Here is a 24,041-nt window from a genome sequence, read left to right as displayed (position 1 = left end):
CCTCATCACATTCTAAAATACTGTACAATGAAAGTAGAACCTCACCTTAGATTTTTTCTCCATACATACTACTCTAAAAAAATTGCCACACTACCATTGCTAACTGTTTTTACTGGAGGTGCTTACTTATGAGCAATTGGTACAGTAAGACGAAAAATCAAACATTAATCGACCTAGAAACAAATGAACAACACGGTTTAACAGATAAAATCGTAAATGAACGTTTAAAGCAATATGGTTATAATGAATTAGCTACCAAACAAAAACGTACTTTATGGCAGCGCGTTTTCGCCCAAATTAATGACGTCCTCGTATATGTCCTTATTATTGCTGCCCTTATTTCCGCCTTTGTAGGTGAATGGGCCGATGCAAGTATTATCGCGCTCGTTGTAGTTTTAAATGCTGTTATCGGTGTCATCCAAGAATCAAAAGCAGAACAGGCTTTAGAAGCATTGAAAAAGATGGCAACACCTAAAGCTATCGTAAAGCGAGATGATGAACTAAAGGAAATTCCATCTGAGCATGTCGTTCCAGGTGATATCGTTATGCTCGATGCCGGGCGGTATATCCCCTGCGATTTACGCCTTATCGAAACTGCGAATTTAAAAATTGAAGAATCTGCTCTAACTGGTGAATCTGTCCCTGTCGATAAAGATGCAGTCTACCACCCTTCCATGCAAAGTGATGAGCAAGTACCATTAGGTGATCAAAAAAACATGGCCTTTATGTCGACGTTAGTAACATACGGACGTGGCGTCGGTGTTGCTGTTGAAACTGGGATGCATTCACAAATTGGCAAGATCGCTACCCTTTTACATGAAGCAGACGATGATATGACACCACTTCAAAAAAGCTTAGCACAAGTAGGAAAATATTTAGGATTTGTCGCTGTAGCTATTTGCACTACTATGTTTCTCATCGGTTTTTTACAGGGCCGGGATACGTTAGAAATGTTTATGACCGCAATTAGTTTAGCTGTTGCAGCCATTCCAGAAGGCTTACCAGCTATCGTTTCCATCGTTCTTGCAATTGGTGTTCAGCGTATGATTAAACAAAACGTTATCATTCGTAAACTACCAGCTGTTGAAGCTCTCGGTTCTGTCACAATTATTTGTTCAGATAAAACAGGTACATTAACTCAAAATAAAATGACCGTTACTCACTTTTATAGTGATCGCACATACGACCAACTAAAAAATTTGAATGTAAATAATGATGCACACCGTCTATTATTAGAAAATATGGTTTTATGCAACGATGCCTCTTACGGTACCGACTCACAAACAGGTGATCCTACAGAAATTGCCCTTCTTGTTGCCGGAAGCTCTTTTAACATTCAAAAAGATCATTTAGAAAATAAACATGAACGTGTTAACGAATTGCCTTTCGATTCTGATCGTAAAATGATGTCAACTGTACATACGTACGATGAAGGCTACTATAGCATGACGAAAGGTGCTATTGATAAACTTTTACCTCACTGTACCCATATCTTTATAAATAATAAACTTGAGGTCCTAAAAGATTCTGATAAAAATCAAATATTAGAAGCTGCCAGGTCAATGTCGCAAGAAGCCTTAAGAGTACTCTCATTCGCATATAAACGATACGATTTAAACGATATGGATATAAATCATCTCGAAGAAAATCTCATCTTTATCGGTCTTGTCGGTATGATTGATCCACCACGTACAGAAGTAAAAGATTCAATTACAGAATGTAAAAAGGCTGGTATTCGCACAGTTATGATTACGGGTGATCATAAGGATACCGCCTTTGCAATTGCCAAAGAACTTGGCATTGCTGAAGAAATATCTGAAATTATGATTGGAACTGAATTAGATACCATTTCAGATACAGAACTAGCAAGTAAAATTAATCACTTAAATGTATTCGCTAGGGTCTCTCCAGAACATAAAGTGAAGATTATAAAAGCATTACGTGCTAAAGGAAATATCGTTTCCATGACTGGTGACGGTGTAAATGATGCTCCATCTTTAAAACAAGCAGATGTTGGAGTAGCAATGGGAATTACAGGAACAGATGTCGCAAAAGGCGCAGCAGATGTAGTTTTAACAGATGATAACTTCTCATCTATTGTGAAAGCTGTTGAAGAAGGAAGAAATATTTATCGTAATATTAAAAAGTCTATTCTCTTCCTACTTTCTTGTAACTTCGGCGAAATTATAGCTCTCTTTTTAGCTATTTTACTTGGCTGGGCAACACCACTACGCCCTATTCACATTTTGTGGGTAAATTTAATTACAGATACACTGCCTGCATTATCACTCGGTGTTGATCCTGAAGATCCAGATGTGATGAAGGAAAAACCACGACATGCGAAAGAAAGCTTATTTAGCGGCAGCGTTCCTTTTCTTATTTTCAATGGGGTTGTAATTGGACTTCTTACTTTAACAGCCTTTATCGTTGGGGCAAAGCTCTATACAGGAGATACAAATTTATTTCCTCTCTTCCCAGAGCAAATTGATGAAGACGCGCTATTACACGCTCAAACGATGGCATTTGTCGTTCTTAGTTTCTCTCAACTCGTTCATTCATTTAACTTACGTTCAAGAACGAAATCAATTTTTTCAATTGGGATATTTACAAATAAATATTTAGTCTTCTCACTTCTAATCGGTGTTCTTATGCAAGTGTGTATTATCTCCATCCCACCTCTTGCCAATATATTTGGTGTGCATGCATTAACAATGCGAGATTGGGGATTTGTTCTCTTGTTAAGTATCATTCCGCTTGTTGTGAATGAAATCATTAAATTAGTTAAGAGAAACTAAAAGGCAATGAGGACTGTTCCTCATTGCCTTTTCTTTATCCTTGTAATTCTTTTTTGATGTTCTCTGTTAATGTAGCCATGCGCTTGCGGCTTTCTTCACGCTCACGTTTATTTTGCTCTTCAATTTGTTGTGTTTCTTGCATACCTCTTGAAATAATGTTCCAAGTTTCCTCAAGTGTTTCCATCTTAATACTAGAAGAACCTGATAATCTCGCTACTTCCACACTTTGAGTTGCGATATTTTGTGCATTTTTCTTAAGTAATTCATTTGTACGGCGATCAAGTTCAGCCATAGAGTCCGCAACAAGCTTTTGACGTTTCGCATTTACCGCTTGAATGATACCATTTTTAAAGATAGGAATCGTTGTAATAAATGCCGTATTGATTTTACCGATTAATTTATTGTTACCGCGTTGAATCATACGAATTTGTGGTGCTGTTAATAGAGCAACCATACGTGCTTTTTCTAAATCATCAATACGTTGTTCTAAAATTTCAACAGAGTTTTTAAGCGATTCTAATTCAATACCCGCTAACTGATCATTATTACGTATGCGCTCTTCGTACATCGGAACTAACTCTGTATTTAAACGCTCTAATAACATTTCCCCTGCTACTACGTATTTTTCTAAGTCTAAATAATACTTTAAGTTTTGCTCATATAAACCATCTAACGTACCAATTGATTTTTTCATTTCATCTTGATACTTCGTAATTTCTACGTATACTTTATCCATTTCGCGACCCATCGTCTGATACTTACTAAAGATTTGTTCAATCATTTTATCTGCTTTTTTGAACATACGTGAGAAGAAACCACTTTTCTCTTCCGCAAAGTCTTTACTATCAAATCTGTCCATAATTTTACCAAGCTGTTTTAATAATTCACCAGAGTCTTCTACTTTCGATAAAGACATTGTATGTAAAATTTGATCAGCGAAACGTGAAATTTCCATAGAAGGTTCTTTTCCGAGTTCTATTAATTCTAATTGATCTTTAATATCTACTGCGTTATAAATACGTTGCACTTCTGCATCTTGTCTAAGTTGCAAGCGAACATCTTGTGCGGTTTGCTCATTCAATTCTGTTTTCGAATCTAGTACGACTGGGTTATTCATATGGTATTCTCCCTTTCCTTATAAAAATGGACGAAATAGTCCTTTTATTGTTTGTGATAAATTTTTATAGGCTGATGAACCATGAAATTCAAGATCGAAATTAACTTCTTCAAGCCAATGTGAATCAAATGCTCCTGATTCAATATACGGTTCAATATCGTTTCTCCCCGTTGGATTAAAGTGGAATACATCTACTCCAATTTGATTTAAAAATAGTAATAACACAGCATCAGAACGACTTAATTCTCCGCTCTTCTCATTATTAAATATAACAATTTTCGGTACTTCTTGCGAATAATCAAATTTCTCAAGCTGCTCTAAAATGTTCGGTGGTATTTGAGAGAGTTGTGCGAAAACATACAGCGCTACATCTTGTTTCGTCTCTTTCGCAATTGGTTTACACATTTCACTTTCACACGTATGGATCATTGCTTCTGCAATACCATGTTGTAATCCTTCTGGTAAACGCTTATGCGGCCACCAATGGCTGTTCATAATTAAATCCGGATGTAACTTTCCCCCGCGGTCCAATGCATCTCGATAATGATATTGGAAATTCGCTTTTTGTTCTTTCGTAAACGGGAATGTATTAATTAATAAACTGTTATCAAATGATGTAACAGCCTTTAATCGCTGAAAATATTCTTTATCATTCTTTGAAACGCCGGATATTTTTGCAAATAAAGAAGGAATATAAATATGCTTATTTTCAACAAAGAATGTTGGGCGTACAAATGCCTTTTCTTTCGTAATTAAAAAGAGTTCATCGTACGTCGTTTTGAGCGTACGGGCTACAGGTGTATACGAACGGAATTGCCACGGTTTGTATAATAATGAATTATCGTGGTGAAGTACTTGCTCGATTTCTTTTGAAGCTTGATAAGCTACCGTTGCGACGCGTTCACGACGCCGATCAGGAAATGGTTCCAATGAAATACGGCCTGAATGAGATACGACAAAGGTCTTTCCTTCCTCATCTACACTCTCAAATCCATCTTTTCCTTCTGGGTGATAATAAAGTACATCACAGCCGAGCATAATAAGAAAGTATAAGAAATATATACGACTCTCTGTCGCATCACCATACCAAACGATACGCGGCATTTGTTTCTTATAATTGATCGTAGAGAACCACTTCGCTACGTAATTTTCACTTAATTTAATCATATCGATTAAGAAACGCCGGAATCCTTCTGTTTTTAAAGATTGATTATGTTGTTTCTCATACAATTTCAATACAGAAATAAACGTCGTATGTATATAATGCTGTAAATCAGGATTGTCTACTTGCGGTAATAGTTGTTTTCCAGACAAATGTGCTACAAGCCTATTTACTGTAAGTCCATTCGGCGCTTCTTGATGTAATGCAAAAACTTCTTGAATATGGCGCAGTTTTTCGGGATCAATCACCTTATTTAAATTTTGTTCATGCAAAACTTCGATCCCTTTTGCTTCACTATAATCAAATAGTTCATTGAAATATTCATCTACATCATTCGGAACACCAAGAATGCGACTTGCTATATAACTAAATTTCATCTCATTCTCTGTCAGTTCATATTGTGGACGTTTTTCTAAAAGCGCTTCAAATTGCTTTAAATCTGATTCTTCTTTTAATGCACATGGTTGAAGTGTAAAACGTGAAAACACAACAGTTCACCTCCAAAAACATTTACGTTTTTTATAAAGTCTCTCTTCTATTATAAACTATTTTTAGTTATAAAAAATGGGCGCTCGCATAACGAGCAAACCCATTTCAATTATTTATGTTCACTTTTAGTAGCTGCAACTTCTTCTTTAGCTTGTCCAGAATTCTTCATGTAGTGAAGTATAAATGTTGCTCCAAACGCTACCACTAAAATAATAAAGAACAGCGTATGACTTACTTCAATATGAATAACAGACAGTAGCATTTTTGCTGCAATAATTAAGATTAAAATATATGCTGTCGTTTCCAGTTCTGGAATACGTTCTAACAATTTTAAGAATACGCCAGCGATACCGCGCATCATTAAAATACCGAGCATTCCACCTAATAGTAAAATCCAAACTTCATTCGATACACCAAACGCAGCAAGTACACTATCTACAGAGAATGCGATATCCATTAATTCAACCATCGCAACCGTTCCCCAGAAAACACCGAACATTCTGAAGAGAATACTATTTTGGTTCATACCATGGGCTTCTTCTTCTTCTGAAGTGCCTTTTCTTTTATCAATGAAATATTTAATTGACAGCCAAGCTAAGTAAAGCGCACCTAACACTTTTACCCACGCCAATTTAATTAAGAACATTCCGATTCCAATTGCAATAAAACGGAATACATAAGCTCCAATCAGTCCATAGAATAATGCTTTTTTTCGTTTTTCTTCTGGAAGATGTTTTACCATTACCGCTAACACAAGTGCATTGTCAGCAGATAATAACCCTTCAAGTACAACAAGTGTACCTATTAACCCCCAAGATACTGGATCTTGTAACACTTTAATCCACATGTCCAAGTCGAAAAACTGAGCATACGTATCAAGGATTCCTTGCAAAATACTCATCTTACCTTTATCCCCTATTCTTTGCTAGATTTATAGAAAGGTCAAAAAAGGAAACGAATGTCGTTTCCCTTCTTATGCATCCAAGCCATACGCTTTTACAAGCGCACCTAATCCACCTTGGAATCCACTTCCTACTGCACTAAACTTCCACTGTCCATTATGACGATATAACTCACAAAAGACAACTGCTGTTTCAATGGAGAAATCTTCCCCTAAATCAAAACGAAGAACTTCTTCGTTTGTTTCTTCATTTGCTAAACGAACGAATGCATTTGCAACCTGTCCAAAGTTTTGATTACGGCCTTCTCCATCATAAATTGTAACTGTAATAGCAATTTTATGAACATCTGCTGGAACCTTTTTCAAATCGACAACAAGTTGCTCATCATCACCGTCACCTGCACCTGTACGGTTATCTCCTGTATGTAAAACTGATTCACAAGGAGACTGTAAATTATTATAAAAAATAAAATCAGTTTCCTTCGTACATTTCCCGTTCGCATCTAATAAAAAGGCAGATGCATCTAAATCGAAATCAGATCCACCATCATAAGATTTAATATCCCATCCAAGACCAATTACTGCTCTTGATAAACCTGGGCTTGTTTTAGCTAAATCAATTTTCTGTCCTTTTTGCAATTGAATAACCATATATATTCACCTCTATATTTTAATTTCAAAAAATATATCCATCAGTAAATACGCGTTTCACTGATGGATATATAAATCTATTACTCTACATCTAAACCAAAGTTATTACATAGAGAACCTAATCCACCTTGGAATCCACTTCCGATTGCATTGAATTTCCATTCACCTGCATGACGGTATAATTCGCTTACTACTACAGCTGTTTCAATAGAGAAATCTTCTCCTAAATCGTAACGAATTAATTCTGCATTCTTTTCTTCATCCAGAATGCGTACGAAAGAGTTAGAAACTTGTCCGAAGTTTTGGCTACGGCCTTCTCCATCATAAATTGTGATTGTGAAGCAAATACGTTCGATATGTGCAGGAACATTTTTTAAGTCTATTTTAATTGTTTCATCGTCGCCTTCACCTTCACCTGTACGGTTATCCCCTAAATGCTCTACAGCACCATTCGCACCTTTTGGATTATTATAAAAGACGAAATCTTCTGCTCCTGAAACTTTACCGTTAGCACCTACTAAGAAGATACTAACATCTAAATCGAAATCGTTTTGTCCGTCATAACGATTCGTATCCCAACCAAGTCCTACAAGAACTTTCGAAAGACCTGGATTTGTTTTTGTTAAGTCTACCTTTTGTCCTTTTTTCAATGAAATTGATGCCATATACGATTCCTCCTTGGTTTATTTTATTGGTAACGTGATACAATCTCACTTAAGTTTTTATCTTGTGTTCCTTCTCCAACTGCTGAAAACTTCCATTCGTTTCCGTCTCGATACATTTCCCCTGCAATTAAAGTCATTTTGCCAGCGTAATTATCTGACAAGTTATAACGTGCTAATTCTTCACCTGTTTGTGGGTTTTGAATACGAATATATGCATTGCGAATCATCCCAAAATCTTGACGACGATTTACACAGTCATAAATATTTACAACGAATACTAAACGATTAATACGGCTCGGAACTTTATGTAATTCTACGAAAATTGTTTCGTCGTCACCAGCGCCTTCACCTGTTAAATTATCTCCTGAATGAATGATACTACCACAAGTAGAAAGTTTGTTGCCGAAGTAAACTAAATCATTTTTATTTAAAAAACGATCCCCTTCTAACATAACAACAGATGCATCACAATCTACACTTGGTTTACTTCCAAATAAAGAAGACAGAAACCCACCTGATTGCCCAATTGGATCCCAGCCTAAGCCAACCTGCAGTTTCGCTACTCTCGGTTGTCCTTTCGTTAAATCAATCTTTTGTCCTTTTTCTAAAATAATAGGCATGAAGTTTCTTCCTTTCTACAAAGCATTTTCCAAATCGGAAAACATTGTATTCTCCTCTTATATTGTAGCATTATTTATCTAATGAGAAAAAGGATAAATTCTCAATTATATGAAAACAGATACTATATTTATTTATACTGATGTAATAAGTGGTAAATAGAACCAATCATTCCTGCACAATTGCCGCTTTGCGCAAGTTTAATCTCACAATTACTATAAATATCTTGATTTAAGTATGTTCTTATCTCTTCCTTCACTTCATTTAAGAAATCATCTCCTCTTTCAGTAATTCCCCCACCAATAATAATCATTTTTGGATTAAAAATATAAGCAAGGTTACTAATTCCAATCGCCAAATGTTTAAAGAAAATCTTCACGGCTTGAGTAACACCGCTATCACCCTTATCATATAATTCGAAAATTGTTTTACCATCCCAATCCTTTTCACCTTTATATCTTCGTACAAGATGAATTAATCCCGAAATTGAGGCAACCTCCTCAAAAGTTTTCCCTTCTATTAACATGTTCCCCCATTCCCCAGCGCCAAACGAATGTCCACGGTATAACTCTCCATTTATAACAATTGCTCCACCAATGCCCGTTCCAAGCGTAAGCATAATAAAATCGCTTTCTCCCCTCCCTGTACCTTTCCATTTCTCGCCTAAGGCTGCACAATTAACATCATTTTCAATAGATACAGGAACTTTTAATATTTCTTGTAATCTCTCAACAATAGAAATATTAGCATACCGCGGAATATGATCCACACCTCCCGTTATAACTCCTTTATCAATATCAACAATTCCCGCTGTACTAATACCAATTCCGGAAATAGTATGTTCAGTCATTAACTTTTTTGATAAATATATAAGCTTTTGAACAATTTGTTCCCCGCCCAAGTGAATTTCTGTTGGGACCTTTTTATGTATTAGTACTACCCCTATTTCTGAAACAATTCCATATTTAATTTGCGTACCACCAATATCAAATGCAATATATTCTTTCATCCGTTGCCACTTCCTCTACTGGTATGAGTGTAAATTCTCCATCACTCTACTATTTGCGAGAAATTCACATTAACTCTTTTCTCCCTTTAGAAATACACCACCTTTTTCTATATATAGTTTTTTTTGCATAAAACTCTTTTTCCTATGAAATATTACAAAGGGGTGTATTTTAGATGGAACAATAATTTTTTCTTCAGGAGGAAAATAATGACAAAAATCTTCATTTTAGCATCAACACTTTCTTTATCCTTTTTTAGCGGCTTAAATATTGGTAATGCTGCAACTGAAAACTTCCATCCAATAACAAACGCTATTGTACAAAATAACGATACTTTAGCAGAAGGTAATTCAAAAGATAATAATAAACCTCCAGGAAACAATGGTTCTCAGGACGATAGTGGTTCTGGCGGCAGTGGTTCTGACGGCAACGGCTCTGGTGGCAATGGTTCTGGTGGAAACGGTTCTGGTGGAAACGGTTCTGGCGGCAGTGGTTCTGGCGGCAGTGGTTCTGACGGCAACGGCTCTGGTGACAATGGTTCTGGTGGAAACGGTTCTGGTGGAAACGGTTCTGACGGTAACGGTTCTGGCGGCAATGGTTCTGGCGGCAGTGGTTCTGACGGCAACGGCTCTGGTGGCAATGGTTCTGGTGGCAACGGTTCTGGTGGCAACGGTTCTGGCGGCAGTGGTTCTGACGGCAGTGGTTCTGACGGCAGTGGTTCTGGTGGAAATGGTTCTGGCGGCAATGGTTCTGGTGGCAGTGGTTCTGACGGCAGTGGTTCTGGTGGCAGTGGTTCTGGCGGCAATGGTTCTGGCGGCAATGGTTCTGGTGGCAATGGTTCTGGTGGCAGTGGTTCTGGCGGTAACGGCTCTGGTGGCAGTGGTTCTGGTGGTAACGGTTCTGGCGGCAACGGTTCTGGTGGCAGTGGTTCTGGCGGTAACGGCTCTGGTGGCAGTGGTTCTGGTGACAATGGCTCTGGTGGCAATGGCCCTGGTGGCAACGGTTCTGGCGGCAGTGGCTCTGGTAGCAATGGTTCTGGTGGTAGTGGCTCCGGTGGCAATGGCTCTGGTAGCAATGGTTCTGGTGGCAATGGTTCTGGTGGCAGTGGTTCTGGTGGCAGTGGCTCTGGTGGCAGTGGCTCTCAGGGCGGCAACCGTGTTAAAGGCGACAGCAGTTCTCAAGGTGGTAATGGCTCTCAGGGCGGCAACCGTGTTAAAGGCGATAGCGGCTCTCAAAGCGGTAACGCAAAAGATAATGCAACAAAACAAGGCAATAAGTTGCCTAATACTGCAACGCATTATCCTGCATCTATTTTAATTGGTCTTTCGACATTCCTAATTGGTGTGTTACTATTTATTCGTCGTAAAAACGCAAAATAAAAAAATCATCCTTCCATCTAAAAATACATAAAACAGATTATAAAGTGAAACTTTAATCAGTGGGGATTTTGTTCATCCCCCACTGATTATTAGCCTTCACCAATCGGGTGTTTACGGGTAGCAGGGCTCCCACCTAACTTCTTTGCTCCAGCCGAATTTTGAAGTGGGAGTTTTACTGCCTGGCAAATAGCGGGATAAAACTAAAAAGGACTTTGATTGCATTTTATTATGCAATCAAAGGTCCTTTTTGTCATCTAGTAGAAAGAGTATTAATACGCTTTTCCCCAATACACCATCTGCTTCGCTTTTTTACTACAGCAAATACATTCGTCAGCTAAACTTTCTTGTTCGAACGGAATACAACGTGAAGATACTCCAACTTCTTCTTTTAATTTTTCTTCACAAGCTAGTTCTCCGCACCACATCGCTTTAATAAATCCTAGCTTTTCATCAGCCGCTTTTTTCATCTCTTCGAAATTCGTCACACTATACGTATTCTCATCGCGAAATACTTTTGCTTTGCTAAATAAGGAATGGTGAATTTCCTCAAGTAGTGCTGGAATGCGTTCTTCTAATTGATCCATTGATATAAACTCTTTTTCTTTCGTATCTCGCCTTACAAGTACAACTTGATTCTTTTCAATATCCTTTGGACCAACTTCTAATCTAATTGGAACACCCTTCATTTCATACTCATTAAATTTCCAGCCAGGTGTTTTATTGCTAGCATCTATTTTTACACGTGCAACCTTCTGAATACGTCCTTGCAACTCTGTTGCTTTTTCTAACACACCTTCTTTGTGCTGAGCAATAGGAACGATAACAACTTGTACTGGAGCGACTTTCGGTGGCATTACAAGTCCGTTATTATCGCTATGAACCATAATAAGTCCACCTATCATTCTTGTTGATACACCCCAAGATGTTTGATGTACGTATTGCCATTTACCGTTACGGTCTAAAAACTTAATATCAAATGCTTCAGAGAAATTCGTTCCAAAGTTATGAGATGTTCCTGTTTGAAGTGCTTTTCCATCATGCATTAAACTTTCAATCGTATAAGTTGCCTTCGCTCCTGCAAACTTTTCTTTTTCTGTTTTTTGCCCTTTAATAACCGGAATCGCTAAATACTCTTCACAAAAAGCAGCATATAGATTTAAAATATTTAATGTTTCAATTTGAGATTCTTCTGCCGTTTCATGAATCGTATGACCTTCTTGCCATAAAAATTCAGTTGTACGAAGGAATGGTCTCGTCGTCTTCTCCCAACGAACTACTGAACACCACTGGTTATATAACTTTGGTAAATCATTATATGATTGAACAATTTTTGAAAAATGCTCACAGAATAGAGTTTCAGATGTAGGACGTATACAAAGTCTTTCCGCCAATTTCTCATCTCCGCCATGAGTAACCCATGCTACTTCAGGAGCAAATCCTTCAACATGATCTTTCTCTTTTTGTAATAAACTCTCTGGAATAAACATTGGCATGTACACATTTTCATGACCAGATTCTTTTAATTTTTCATCCATCACTTTCTGCATATTTTCCCATAATGCATAACCGTATGGACGTAAAATCATACAACCTTTCACACTTGAATAATCAACAAGCTCCGCTTTTTTTACAATATCGGTATACCACTGAGCAAAGTCTTCTTCCATTTTCGTAATGGCTTGTACTTGTTCTTTTACCATAGTTATTCTTCCTCCTTTAGAAAATAGAAAAAGCCCGCGTCCCCAAATAGGGACCGAGCTTTGTCGGCGTTACCACCCTGATTCATACACAAAAAAATTGAGTATGCTCTCTTTTTGATAACGGGAATTTCCCGCTGCATATGCAGAACTCAAAGGTAGGTTCCATATCGCCTCTTTAAGAATCTTCCAGCCAAAAGGATTCTCTCTCTGCAAAAAGGTAAGACATGTACTATTCCTTTTTCATCGTTATAACAAAATAAATTTGTTGAATATCATAATATAAATTTTATTTCAAAACAAGAGCCAATTTTCTTATTTTTATACATTATTTTCAATTATCACTGTTTTATACGTAACTTTTCCGAACTATTTTTACAAGTTGATGAGCAACCATACCAATTAGTGTACCAATTAAAACGAAGAAACAAATAAATCCGTATCCCATTCCTTCCCAACCACCAATAGCGATCATTGTTACAGGAAAGAAAGCTAAACAAAGAAGTACTAAACTAAGTGCAAATATAATATCAAACTGTTTGTCTGGAAAACGTTTCTTTAGTAAATATGACATAAAAAATACAAGGAGAACGGTGACTCCACCAATGATGTAAAAGATACCAAATCCATCTAGCCAATCCATAGTATTCCCTCCTTCCATTCATTCCCTTATACTTATTATATGTTTAATTTTTCTGAAAATAAATAACGAAATTTTATTCAAAAATATATTTTTATTACCAGGTATTAATAGTAATATATAAGAATAGGTTTTATATAATCAGGAGGGAAACTTTATGGATAAAGCATTAACAAATCGCGTCATTATTTTATCTTTTGACTGCTTATCAGCTTTAGATTTTCCTATATTACAAAAACTACCTAATTTCCAAACTTTAATAAAAAGGGGCGCGATTGCGAAAAAAGTGGAGCCAATTTATCCTTCTGTAACATATCCAAGCCACTCAACAATCGTAACCGGTAATTATCCTAATAAGCATGGCGTTGTCAGCAATACATTACTTCAACCAGGACGTGAGTCACCAGATTGGCATTGGTACCGAAAGTCCATTAACGGGACAACTTTATATGATGAAGCACGCAAAGCAAATTTAACGACAGCAGCCCTTCTATGGCCTGTTACTGGAAGAGCAAATATCGATTACAATTTACCAGAAATTTTTCCAAATAGACCGTGGAAAAATCAAATTTTAGTTTCATTATTTAGCGGTAGCCCGCTATATCAATTAGATTTAAATCGTCGTTTCGGCCATATACGAAATGGATTGTCACAGCCTGAGCTTGATAATTTCGTCCTTGCTTCTGCCGTACATACAATTCAGACGAAAAAGCCTAACGTTATGTTTGTACATTTTACTGATTTAGATACTCAAAGACATTACCATGGCTTCGAGTCTGAGGAAACAGTAGCTGCAATCCACAGACACGACGAACGCCTCGGAAAAATTATCCATACATTAAAAGAAAGTGGTATATACGAAGAAAGTACAATTATTGCACTTGGTGACCATAGCGCTTTAAGTGAAAACAAAGCAATCCAATTAAATGTCCTATTCTGTCAAAAAGGGCTTATATCCGTAAATAAACGTGGAAAAATACACGATTGGAAAGCTTATTGCCAAAGCTGTGATGGATCTGCCTACGTACATGTAAAGGATAAAAATGATACTGAAACGATTAAAGAGATTCAACTTCTTCTTGAAGAGCTTCTTCAGGATAAACAAAATGGAATTGAATTTATTCTGCACGATGAAGATGCAAAAGAACGTGGCGCTGATGGTAATTGCTTATTTATGCTAGAGGCCATGGAAGGTTATTACTTCATTGAAAATTATACAGGTGATTTCATAAAAGAAATTAATAAAGAAGATGTTAATTCTAGTAAGAAATATACATTTGGAACACATGGATATTCCCCAACAAAACCTAACTATGAAACAATTTTTATGGCTGCTGGGAAAGGCATTCAAAGCGGCGTTACAATTCCGTATATGAGACTGATTGATGAAGGTCCGACTATCGCTAGGTTACTCGGTTTGCACTTAGGTGAAACAGACGGCGCAATTGTAGAGGATTTACTTCAATTGTAAAGAACTGTGTATATATGTAAAAGTTATGTAAAAATCATCACTGTTTCTCTTTTTCTAATTTTTATTTTTGTACACTGTTAGTAGAACAAATTTAAGGGGGAACATTATATGAAAAAAATGTCCAGACAAGAAAAAAGCTGGATATTGTACGATTGGGCGAACTCGGTATATTCGCTCGTCATTACAACTGCATTATTTCCAATTTACTTTAAAGCAGCTGCAAAAGAAGCTGGACTATCTGGCGCAACTTCAACAGCCTATTGGGGATATGCAAACTCGTTCGCTACACTTTTAATTTCTATACTCGCTCCTATTCTCGGCACAGTTGCTGATTATAAGGGATTTAAAAAACGATTTTTCACATTCTTCTTTGGACTCGGTATCGTATTTACAAGTATGCTAGCAATTGTTCCAACATCTCAGTGGTACTTATTACTAGGATGCTATATGCTCGCATTAGTTGGCTTTGCTGGAGCAAATATTTTTTATGATGCATTCCTAGTAGATGTTACCTCTGGAGATAGAATGGACCGAATTTCTACGCGAGGTTTTGCATTAGGTTACATTGGGAGCACAATTCCTTTTATCGGTTGTATCGCTCTTATTATTCTTGCTCAAAAAGGAACTATCCCCTTATCAGTCGGAATTGCTAGTCAAATTTCCTTTGCAATAACAGCTCTTTGGTGGGGACTATTTACGATACCAATGCTAAAAAATGTAGAGCAAACACACTATATTGAACGTCATCCAAGACCAATTGCAATGAGCTTCAAGCGCCTTGCTAATACGTTTAAAAATATTAAAGAATATAAAACTGTATTTATGTTCCTAATAGCTTACTTTTTCTACATTGATGGGGTAGATACAATTATCACTATGTCTACTGCTTACGGAACAGATCTCGGTATTAGTGCAACCAATCTATTAATCATCTTATTTGTAACACAAATTGTCGCTTGTCCATTTGCTTTATTATATGGAAAACTATCGGAAACATTTACCGGTAAAAAAATGCTATATGTCGGCATTATCATTTATATCATTATTTGCACATATGCTTATTTCTTAAAAACGACGTTTGATTTCTGGATTTTAGCAATGTTAGTTGCTACTTCTCAGGGCGGGATTCAAGCACTTAGCCGTTCTTATTTCGCAAAACTAGTACCGAAAGAATCTGCAAATGAATTCTTCGGATTTTATAATATCTTTGGTAAATTCGCGGCAATTATGGGTCCGGTATTAGTTGGTGTCACAACACAATTAACAGGAAAAACAAACGCTGGTGTCCTTAGTATTATTGTCTTATTTATTATCGGTGGATTCTTATTAACTAGAGTACCCGAAAATGATACGTCCGTTACACCACCTAATCCGAAAACTAAAACAATATAAGAGAAAGATCCCCTTCACACAAGAAGGGGATCTTTTTCTTATATTTTTAACGATAACGCCCCACAATTAAAAACTCTAAAGCTTGTACAAAAATAGTTTATCGACAGTTGTTCCTAATACTTCTGCTAACCGGAATGCTAGTGCTAAGCTTGGATCATATTTATTATTCTCAATTGCATTTATCGTCTGTCTTGATACGTTACACTTATCCGCTAATGCACCTTGTGAAATATTATTTGCAGTGCGCAATTCATAGATTTGATTTTTCACACCGTTTCTCCTAACCTGTAAAGTCATTTTTACATCATCAGTATATAGTTGGGGCATGTCATTGTCAAAAGATTACCACAAGAAAAGGGAGCAATTCTGCTCCCTTACAATAGCTATTTCGAAACTAATCAATTCGTCATTTCCTCTCGATTCACAATATCTTCTTTCTTTATTTGCATACGTAAAACCGGACCTATCGCAAATAAAATAAGTGCCATTGCTATACAAAATACAGTAACTAGTGAGGTCATCTCCTTCAATCCTCCAGCTAGCGATGTTCCGATTAACATAGCACCCATAAATAATGGTAAAATTGTTCCATTTACTCTTCCAATCATGTTTTCTGGTACAAGCTGAATCATAAGCGTACCGACAACGATATTAACACAAGCTAAACAAATACCTGTTCCAAACCTCATGAAACTAGTAATCCAAAATGATGTAGATAGCCCTTCTACTAAAAATGACATCGCTAATATGCTCATACCGAATACAAACATCTTTTTCGGATTCACTTTTGAAGCGAAAACTGCAGCAACAATACCACCGATTAACATACCTATTCCATCAGCTGCGGCTAAATATTGAACTGCTTCTTTTTCCATTCCAAGCCGTTCTATTACAAGAAACACCTCTAATGGATTTGTTAGTCCAACTGCTAATCCCATAATGGTGAAAGTGATCGTAATCATACGTAAATTTTTCGTATGAAGAACGTATTTCCAACCTTCTTTTATATCATTTTTTAATGAACCTCTCGCCACTTGCTCTTGTTCCACCCATTTTGGTAAAAATGAAAGAGCGATAGCAGATAACAAAAATAAAATAATTAAGCTATATAGTGACGTAAATAAACCAAGTTGTGTGTACACAAGCGATCCTACCACTGGTCCAAAAATCATAAATAGCGACTGTAATGTTTGATTAAATGCAATCGCATTTGCTACCTGTTCTTCTTTTACATAGCGTTTAAATATACGCGAAGATGATGGCTGAGAAAACTGACCTACAATCGCGGAAATGAGTGTTGCAAAAAATATAGCCTGCCAATAATCCAGCTTTAGCAACAAGACAATTCCTATAATAGATAGTACGCTTAATACATCTCCAGCAACCATCGTTCTTTTCGGATTCCAGCGATCAGCTAGCGCCCCACCGATAAACGAGAAAATAAAAATAGGTGCATATTCCATAACCGATAACAAAGAAACTGAAACTGGATCATTATTCGTTCGCTCCATTATGAAATACAAAAGAGCCATATTTCTGATCCAAATTGCAAATTGTTGTAAAATATCAGATGCCATAACGAGCATAAATGCTCGGTTTTTAAATAAAGCGTTCATTTTCATTCCCCTTTCATAAACCGACCGTTCGGTCTAATTTATTTTGTAAGAAAAGCAACTGACCTATTATTCAGCTGCCATTCCTTTTAACAATACATCTATTGCCTTTTTATAAATACGTTTCAGCTCTTTATAATCTAACTCGTAGTAAAGTACTCCAAGCCCCGATAATAATCCATTCACAATATACATAAGATCACGCGTATCATCTTCTTGAAACTCTCCAGACTGTATACCTGCTTCAATTAATTTCTCAACCATAACATATGATTCTCTAGTTAAAGCTAACAGTTCATCCAGAATTTCTTTACTTACAACTTGGCTCATAGAGAATTCCTCTATTGCATTTGAAATGGGTTGCTGTATGTCCTCTACATAATATTCCGCGAGACCATATAGTTTTTCAGTACTAGTACTATACAACTTCTCTTTTTCATTCCATTTTTCAAGCCAATCATACGTATGCTGTTTCACTACAAATAAAAATAATTCTTCTTTACTTTTAAAGTGATAATAAATGCTTCCTTTACTTCTCTCTGTAATTTCACAAATCTCTTCCATAGATGTAGCTGCATAGCCCTTCTGTGAAAACAGACTTTCTGCTTTATAGGCAATTTCTTTCTTTATCTCTTCTGCGCTTCTTCTCATATTCACACCTCTTTAAACCGACCGTTCAGTCTAATAATAACAAATAAAAAACCTCTATCGCAAGAGGCTATACTCCTTATTTAAGAAAACGTACTTTCAAACCACATTCGAATCATATGTATTATTCCAAATTTAAATCCTCATTTAGTAAGAAATACGGTTCCCTTTTCATTTCCCCTAGCATGTTAAAAATATTTAATCAAACGTTTGTTTAAAAAGAAATATGCCTATATAAGGCGCATTTCCATCAATCACCGCCACCTCCGCCACCATCGCAGCTGCCTCCGCTATCTCCACCAAAAGATCCTCCACAATCATGTGAACCTCCATGTGAGCTATCATTATCAGATCCAGCAAAGAAAAATAATGGTGACGAACTGTTAGATGAATTATGAATGTTATTTTGTTTCGTAAGATTTACCTTCTTTTTGTTTGATCGAACTGCCGTTACGATCGTTCCAACTACAACAAATAATAGTATGACAATAATAAATTCCATATAAAAGCCTCCCTTAATCTTCGAATAATTGAATGGTTCTCTCTAAATTTTCAAGTGAAATGAAGCGCGATTCACGAAGGATCTCTTTTCCATTATAAAATAATAAAACTGTTGGTCCTGTAAATACTGCATATCGCCCCGCGATCTCTTGCATGTCTTGTAGTAATATTTCTACTTTCTCTACGTAATCATAATTCTCTAATAGACCATTTACTTTTCTTAACATAACATCACAAACACCACAATTTTCCGTTTTAATAAACAGCAGTACTAATTGTTGTCCTTCAATATATGTCGCTAATTCTTCTATCGTTTCAAATGTATTCATCTTATCCCTCTTAGCGTAATTTACGAAATACTTTATCCTGATACATACGAAAAGCTGAATTATCTTTAATTTTCCTTTTTTCCATTACTTGCTGAAAACGCAGCGTCTTTGCCGTTAACTCTTCTTGTAATTTTTTTCTCTCTGCTTCATCATAACAGCACGCAATTAAGTCTTCTATTTTTAATATATCTTTTTGTAGTTCCATTTCTGGTGGAATCATACCTGCATTTTTTAATATTTTATAACTCATTCTAAGTTCTGGAGGTACCATTGAAAGGTCTTCTAATTGTAGTGGTTTTCCTTTTCCCGGAATATGATCAAGGTCTCCATTCCGTATTGCTTGTCGAATTTTTTCTTCAGCAATGTTCAAAAAGACATCCACACCATTCGCTCCTTTACATATTTTTACTATTATTTTACATGATATTTTCTCATCTTGCTACGCTATTACAAATTGCCTTTATACAATTTTTTCTCAAATTTAATTACAAGGAGCCTTTTCCTCCCTAATCAATATTTTATTTTCATGTGTAGTCTGTATTAGAGCCATTTCATATTGAGAAAATCTTTTCGAATCAAATAAAGCGTTTACACTAAATCTTACATTTGCTACGATTTAATCACCCCCAGCTCCCTTGTATAGACCTCGTGATGTCTGATCATTTTTATCTAGACGTTTCATACGTCTAGATTCACTTTGGTTTATTGGCGCATGCCTTTAAATATATCTTTTATTTTGAAAGGAGAACTGACTATGAGATCAAAAAAATTCACGCTGCTATTACTATCCCTACTACTTTTCTTACCTCTTTTTCTCACAAACTTTATTACTCCAAATTTCGCATTAGCAGATTCACCAAAGCAAGGTCAAAAAATTGTTGGGTATTTTCCTTCATGGGGCGTTTACGGACGTAATTATCAAGTTGCAGACATTGATGCATCAAAGCTAACTCATTTAAACTATGCTTTCGCTGATATTTGCTGGAATGGAAAACATGGAAACCCTTCTACTCACCCCGATAATCCAAATAAACAAACGTGGAACTGTAAAGAATCTGGTGTACCACTGCAAAATAAAGAGGTCCCTAATGGCACTCTCGTACTCGGTGAACCATGGGCTGATGTCACAAAATCTTATCCGGGATCGGGTACAACTTGGGAAGATTGTGATAAATATGCCCGCTGTGGAAATTTCGGAGAACTGAAACGATTAAAAGCTAAGTATCCTCACTTAAAAACAATTATTTCAGTTGGTGGCTGGACTTGGTCTAACCGCTTTTCTGATATGGCCGCTGATGAAAAAACAAGAAAAGTATTCGCTGAATCTACAGTAGCTTTTCTTCGCGAATATGGATTTGACGGCGTTGATTTAGACTGGGAATACCCGGGTGTTGAAACGATTCCTGGTGGTAGTTATCGTCCTGAAGATAAACAAAACTTCACCCTTCTGCTTCAAGATGTTCGAAATGCATTAACGAAAGCTGGTGCAGAAGATGGTAAACAATATTTACTAACAATCGCGTCAGGTGCAAGCCAACGTTATGCGGATCATACAGAGCTAAAGAAGATTTCTCAAATACTGGATTGGATTAATATTATGACATACGATTTCCACGGTGGATGGGAAGCTACTTCTAACCATAATGCTGCACTATACAAAGATCCAAATGACCCCGCAGCGGATACAAAATTTTACGTAGATGGTGCGATAGACATTTATACAAATGAAGGGGTTCCAGCGGATAAACTCGTATTAGGTGTACCTTTTTACGGACGTGGATGGAAAAGTTGCGGAAAAGAAAATAATGGGCAATACCAACCTTGTAAACCAGGTAGTGACGGAAAGCTCGCTTCTAAAGGTACTTGGGATGATTATTCTACCGGTGACACAGGTGTGTACGATTATGGTGATTTAGCAGCTAATTATGTGAATAAAAATGGTTTTGTTCGCGGATGGAACGATGTAGCGAAAGTACCTTATTTATATAATGCGACTACAGGAACCTTTATTAGCTATGATGACAATGAATCTATGAAATATAAAACAGACTATATAAAGACAAAGGGTTTAAGTGGCGCAATGTTTTGGGAACTAAGCGGGGATTGCCGTACAAGTCCAAAATATAGTTGTAGTGGACCAAAATTACTTGATACGCTAGTAAAAGAATTACTTGGTGGACCTATTACTCAAAAAGATACTGAACCACCAACAAACGTAAAAAATATTGCTGTTACAAATAAAAATTCAAACTCAGTTCAATTAAACTGGACTGCATCTACTGATAACGTAGGCGTTACTGAATATGAAATTACTGCCAGAGAAGAGAAATGGAGTACAACAACAAATAGCATTACAATTAAAAACTTGAAACCTAATACAGAATACACATTTTCAGTATTAGCAAAAGATGCTGCTGGTAACAAATCACAACCTACTTCTATTCTTATAAAAACAGATGATGCTAACACAACACCTCCTGGTGGAAATGGCAATGCTACCTTTTCAGTCACTTCAAATTGGGGAAGTGGTTACAACTTCTCAATTATAATTAAAAATAGCGGAACGCCCCCTATTAAAAACTGGAAATTAGAATTTGATTATAACGGCAATTTAACACAAGTTTGGGATTCTAAAATTAGTAGTAAAATAAATAATCATTACGTAATTACGAATGCAGGATGGAATGGTGAAATTCCTCCTGGTGGATCAGTTACAATCGGAGGGGCAGGAACAGGCAATCCCGCCGAACTTGTAAATGCATCCATTAACGAAAACTAAACGTAACCTCCATTAATTATTTCACTAAAGTTTGAATTTAGGTTTGAGTGCTCTATCCTAAATTCAAACTTTTAATTTTATGAAAAATCACAATTCATATTATAATAACCTATTATAATTATATTTAGTTTCTAATATGAAGTTAGCGTGAAGTTCATCTGAATTTTACATGAATTTCCTTTAAGTTCTATTGTCTTCCCATACTAATCACATTATCCTTTACATATAGGAATCATTTCCATTTCAAACTATCTATATATATATAAAAAGATAGTAGCCTATTAGGGAAAGGCATCTAGTATTATTATAAATATAACCAAAGAAAAAGAACTCTTATGGTGCGCTTATAAGCGCACTATAAGAGTTCTTTTTCATACAATTCTCATTTGAGAGTTCTCGAAAATCATGTTAATCACAAAGAAAAGGCATTAGCTCATAAAAGCTAATGCCTTTTCTTTGTGATTATTGTTAAACGTTCCATTTTTCGATATTCCATATTTTCGTTATCCATGCTTCATAGAAAGAGGGCTCATGTGAAACAATTAAAACTGTACCTTTATATTGTTTTAACGCTTCCTGTAAATCCGTCTTAGTCTCTGTATCCAAATGGTTAGTTGGTTCATCTAAAATTAAAACATTGCTTTTAGTTACGATAAGTTCGCATAATCGTACTTTTGTTTGTTCTCCTCCACTTAATAACTGGATAGGTTTTAATACATGTTCTTCTTTCAATCCGCACTTTGCTAATGCTTGTCGGATTTCTTTTCTTGTCATATCTGGTCTCCCTGCCCATACTCTTTCTAGTGCAGTTATTTCTGAGGAAAATTCCTCTTGTGCAAAATAAGCGGGTTTTACTCGTTCCCCAACAGAAACTGAGCCGCCTAACGGTTTTATTTGTCCTAGTAATGTTTTTAACATTGTTGTTTTTCCAATCCCATTATGACCAATAATCGCAATCTTTTCCCCTTTTTTCACTTGAAAATCCAATTCTGGAAATAACGGTTCACCATAACCAATTTTCAGTTTCTCTACCTGTAATATACGACTCACTGGCTCAGTATAAACATTAAAATCAAAACGGGCGCGAGGTACATCGTTAACCTTTTCAACCTTTTTCATTTTCTCTAATACTTTTTCACGACTTTTCGCTTGTTTCGCTTTACGAATTTTATTTTTTTGAATAAAACCCTCTAAATGTGCAATTTCTTTTTGTTGTTTCGCATACGCCGCTTGTAATTGTTTCCTTTGTAATTGATAACTTTGCAAAAAGGTTTCATAATCTCCTACATAGCGCTTAACCTTTCGTTCTTCTAGATGATAAATAACATTCGTAATATTGTTCAAAAATATTTCATCATGCGAAATGATAATATAAGCTTTTTCATACATTTGTAAATATGATTGCAACCATTCTATATGTGCTGTATCTAAATAGTTAGTTGGCTCATCTAATAATAAAACATCCGCTTTTTCTAAAAGGAGTTTCCCAAGTAACAACTTTGTCCGCTGACCACCACTTAACTTTGAAACATCCTTTTCCAATCCTATTTCAAACAAGCCTAAGCCTGTTGCTACTTCCTCAATTTCTGTATGAATTTGATAAAAATTAGAATTCTCCAATATAGTTTGTAACTCTCCATACCTTACTAACAATTTCGCTACTTCTCCTGCTCCAGCCATCTCTTCTGTAAGTTTTAACATGTCACGTTCCAACTCATACAGGTTAGAAAACGCACTTTGCAAGTATTCTTCAATTGTTATGCCTTCTTGTAAATCTATATGCTGTTGCAAAAAGCCAATCTTCACATGTGGAAACCATTCAATTTTTCCATCATCATGTATAAGTTCTCCTGTTAACAAGCGTAATAATGTTGATTTTCCAATTCCATTTTTCCCTACTAGCCCAACATGTTCGCCCTTTAATAATCGAAAGCACGTATTATTTAAAATGGTTTTCTCACCATATGAATGACTTACATTTTCTACTGTTAATATACTCATCTTTTCTCTCTCCTTTTCTTATGATCCATAAGCTAAATAGAGAGAACAACAGTATAAAGCCTTATTTAGTTATACATATAAAAATGGGTAAGGTGAATACACCTTACCCATTACATATTATCGTAAGAAAGGATTAAGGTTCTTTACCTGCTGTCTTCAATTTAGCTTCATCTTTAAAAATGGGCA

At 36.2% G+C, this 24,041-nt stretch carries 21 protein-coding genes and 1 other annotated feature; of the genes, 5 read left to right on the top strand and 16 right to left on the bottom strand.

Annotated elements, in window-relative coordinates:
• Positions 1-128 precede the first annotated feature (128 nt).
• Positions 129-2,795, top strand: coding sequence for a cation-translocating P-type ATPase (locus SB773_RS11040; protein WP_410589915.1), 2,667 nt, complete (start codon positions 129-131; stop codon positions 2,793-2,795).
• A gap of 34 nt (positions 2,796-2,829) precedes the next feature.
• On the opposite strand, the gene SB773_RS11035 is transcribed toward SB773_RS11040, so the two are convergent.
• From SB773_RS11035 to SB773_RS11005, 7 genes are all read right to left on the bottom strand, one after another.
• Positions 2,830-3,912 (bottom strand): toxic anion resistance protein, encoded by a 1,083-nt coding sequence (locus SB773_RS11035; RefSeq protein ID WP_002029585.1) that lies wholly within the window; start codon positions 3,910-3,912, stop codon positions 2,830-2,832.
• A gap of 18 nt (positions 3,913-3,930) precedes the next feature.
• On the bottom strand, positions 3,931-5,562 hold the full coding sequence (locus SB773_RS11030) for a YceG family protein (RefSeq protein WP_289402971.1): 1,632 nt from the start codon (positions 5,560-5,562) through the stop codon (positions 3,931-3,933).
• A 110-nt stretch (positions 5,563-5,672) separates the two neighbouring features.
• On the bottom strand, positions 5,673-6,464 hold the full coding sequence (locus SB773_RS11025; protein WP_410589912.1) for a TerC family protein: 792 nt from the start codon (positions 6,462-6,464) through the stop codon (positions 5,673-5,675).
• A gap of 72 nt (positions 6,465-6,536) precedes the next feature.
• Positions 6,537-7,115, bottom strand: coding sequence for a TerD family protein (locus SB773_RS11020; protein ID WP_002091197.1), 579 nt, complete (start codon positions 7,113-7,115; stop codon positions 6,537-6,539).
• Between the two features lie 80 nt (positions 7,116-7,195).
• Positions 7,196-7,780, bottom strand: coding sequence for a TerD family protein (locus SB773_RS11015; protein WP_002029588.1), 585 nt, complete (start codon positions 7,778-7,780; stop codon positions 7,196-7,198).
• Positions 7,781-7,803: 23 nt separating this feature from the next.
• Complete coding sequence (locus SB773_RS11010; protein ID WP_002029589.1) at positions 7,804-8,400, bottom strand: TerD family protein; 597 nt, start codon at positions 8,398-8,400, stop codon at positions 7,804-7,806.
• Positions 8,401-8,528: 128 nt separating this feature from the next.
• Positions 8,529-9,407: an ROK family protein gene (locus tag SB773_RS11005; protein WP_410589909.1), complete on the bottom strand. Its 879-nt coding sequence runs from the start codon at positions 9,405-9,407 to the stop codon at positions 8,529-8,531.
• 207 nt (positions 9,408-9,614) lie between these two features.
• On the opposite strand from SB773_RS11005, the gene SB773_RS11000 reads away from it, so the two are divergent.
• Positions 9,615-10,784: an LPXTG cell wall anchor domain-containing protein gene (locus SB773_RS11000; protein ID WP_410589907.1), complete on the top strand. Its 1,170-nt coding sequence runs from the start codon at positions 9,615-9,617 to the stop codon at positions 10,782-10,784.
• Positions 10,785-11,053: 269 nt separating this feature from the next.
• Here the strand turns inward: SB773_RS11000 and proS are convergent, their stop codons facing one another.
• Both proS and SB773_RS10990 read right to left on the bottom strand, forming a co-directional pair.
• Positions 11,054-12,484: a proline--tRNA ligase gene (gene proS, locus SB773_RS10995; RefSeq protein ID WP_088294053.1), complete on the bottom strand. Its 1,431-nt coding sequence runs from the start codon at positions 12,482-12,484 to the stop codon at positions 11,054-11,056.
• 45 nt (positions 12,485-12,529) lie between these two features.
• Positions 12,530-12,737, bottom strand: a binding site (T-box leader).
• A 93-nt stretch (positions 12,738-12,830) separates the two neighbouring features.
• A complete protein-coding gene (locus SB773_RS10990) occupies positions 12,831-13,124 on the bottom strand; it encodes a YesK-like family protein (protein ID WP_002124993.1) in 294 nt (97 codons plus the stop codon).
• A 154-nt stretch (positions 13,125-13,278) separates the two neighbouring features.
• On the opposite strand from SB773_RS10990, the gene SB773_RS10985 reads away from it, so the two are divergent.
• Positions 13,279-14,592: an alkaline phosphatase family protein gene (locus SB773_RS10985; protein ID WP_078175997.1), complete on the top strand. Its 1,314-nt coding sequence runs from the start codon at positions 13,279-13,281 to the stop codon at positions 14,590-14,592.
• A gap of 108 nt (positions 14,593-14,700) precedes the next feature.
• Positions 14,701-15,984, top strand: a complete 1,284-nt coding sequence (locus SB773_RS10980; protein WP_002010215.1) for an MFS transporter — start codon at positions 14,701-14,703, stop codon at positions 15,982-15,984.
• Between the two features lie 75 nt (positions 15,985-16,059).
• Here SB773_RS10980 and SB773_RS10975 read toward each other — a convergent pair whose 3' ends face one another.
• The 6 genes from SB773_RS10975 to SB773_RS10950 all read right to left on the bottom strand — a co-directional run bounded on the left by SB773_RS10975 (position 16,060) and on the right by SB773_RS10950 (position 19,457).
• Positions 16,060-16,311, bottom strand: coding sequence for a helix-turn-helix transcriptional regulator (locus SB773_RS10975; protein ID WP_113735331.1), 252 nt, complete (start codon positions 16,309-16,311; stop codon positions 16,060-16,062).
• Positions 16,312-16,382: 71 nt separating this feature from the next.
• Positions 16,383-17,600, bottom strand: coding sequence for an MFS transporter (locus SB773_RS10970; RefSeq protein WP_060752195.1), 1,218 nt, complete (start codon positions 17,598-17,600; stop codon positions 16,383-16,385).
• Positions 17,601-17,666: 66 nt separating this feature from the next.
• The gene (locus SB773_RS10965) at positions 17,667-18,248 is read right to left on the bottom strand and encodes a TetR/AcrR family transcriptional regulator (protein ID WP_002124986.1); all 582 of its coding nucleotides are present in this window, start codon (positions 18,246-18,248) and stop codon (positions 17,667-17,669) included.
• 247 nt (positions 18,249-18,495) lie between these two features.
• Entirely contained in the window at positions 18,496-18,747 is a 252-nt protein-coding gene (locus tag SB773_RS10960; protein ID WP_060486913.1) for a hypothetical protein, read from the bottom strand.
• A 13-nt stretch (positions 18,748-18,760) separates the two neighbouring features.
• Positions 18,761-19,075, bottom strand: a complete 315-nt coding sequence (locus SB773_RS10955; RefSeq protein WP_048541922.1) for a thioredoxin family protein — start codon at positions 19,073-19,075, stop codon at positions 18,761-18,763.
• A gap of 10 nt (positions 19,076-19,085) precedes the next feature.
• Positions 19,086-19,457, bottom strand: coding sequence for a DnaJ family domain-containing protein (locus SB773_RS10950; RefSeq protein WP_131933329.1), 372 nt, complete (start codon positions 19,455-19,457; stop codon positions 19,086-19,088).
• Positions 19,458-19,829: 372 nt separating this feature from the next.
• Here SB773_RS10950 and SB773_RS10945 point away from each other — a divergent pair, with 372 nt between their 5' ends.
• A complete protein-coding gene (locus SB773_RS10945; protein WP_410589900.1) occupies positions 19,830-21,854 on the top strand; it encodes a glycosyl hydrolase family 18 protein in 2,025 nt (674 codons plus the stop codon).
• Between the two features lie 468 nt (positions 21,855-22,322).
• Here SB773_RS10945 and SB773_RS10940 read toward each other — a convergent pair whose 3' ends face one another.
• Positions 22,323-23,855, bottom strand: a complete 1,533-nt coding sequence (locus tag SB773_RS10940) for an ABC-F family ATP-binding cassette domain-containing protein (protein ID WP_410589898.1) — start codon at positions 23,853-23,855, stop codon at positions 22,323-22,325.
• Between the last annotated feature and the right edge of the window lie 186 nt (positions 23,856-24,041).

The organism is Bacillus sp. SIMBA_074 (assembly GCF_046534555.1).
Taxonomy (GTDB): domain Bacteria; phylum Bacillota; class Bacilli; order Bacillales; family Bacillaceae_G; genus Bacillus_A; species Bacillus_A mycoides.
Note: the sequence above shows the minus strand (reverse complement) of the source record. Positions and strands in the feature narration are given on the sequence as shown.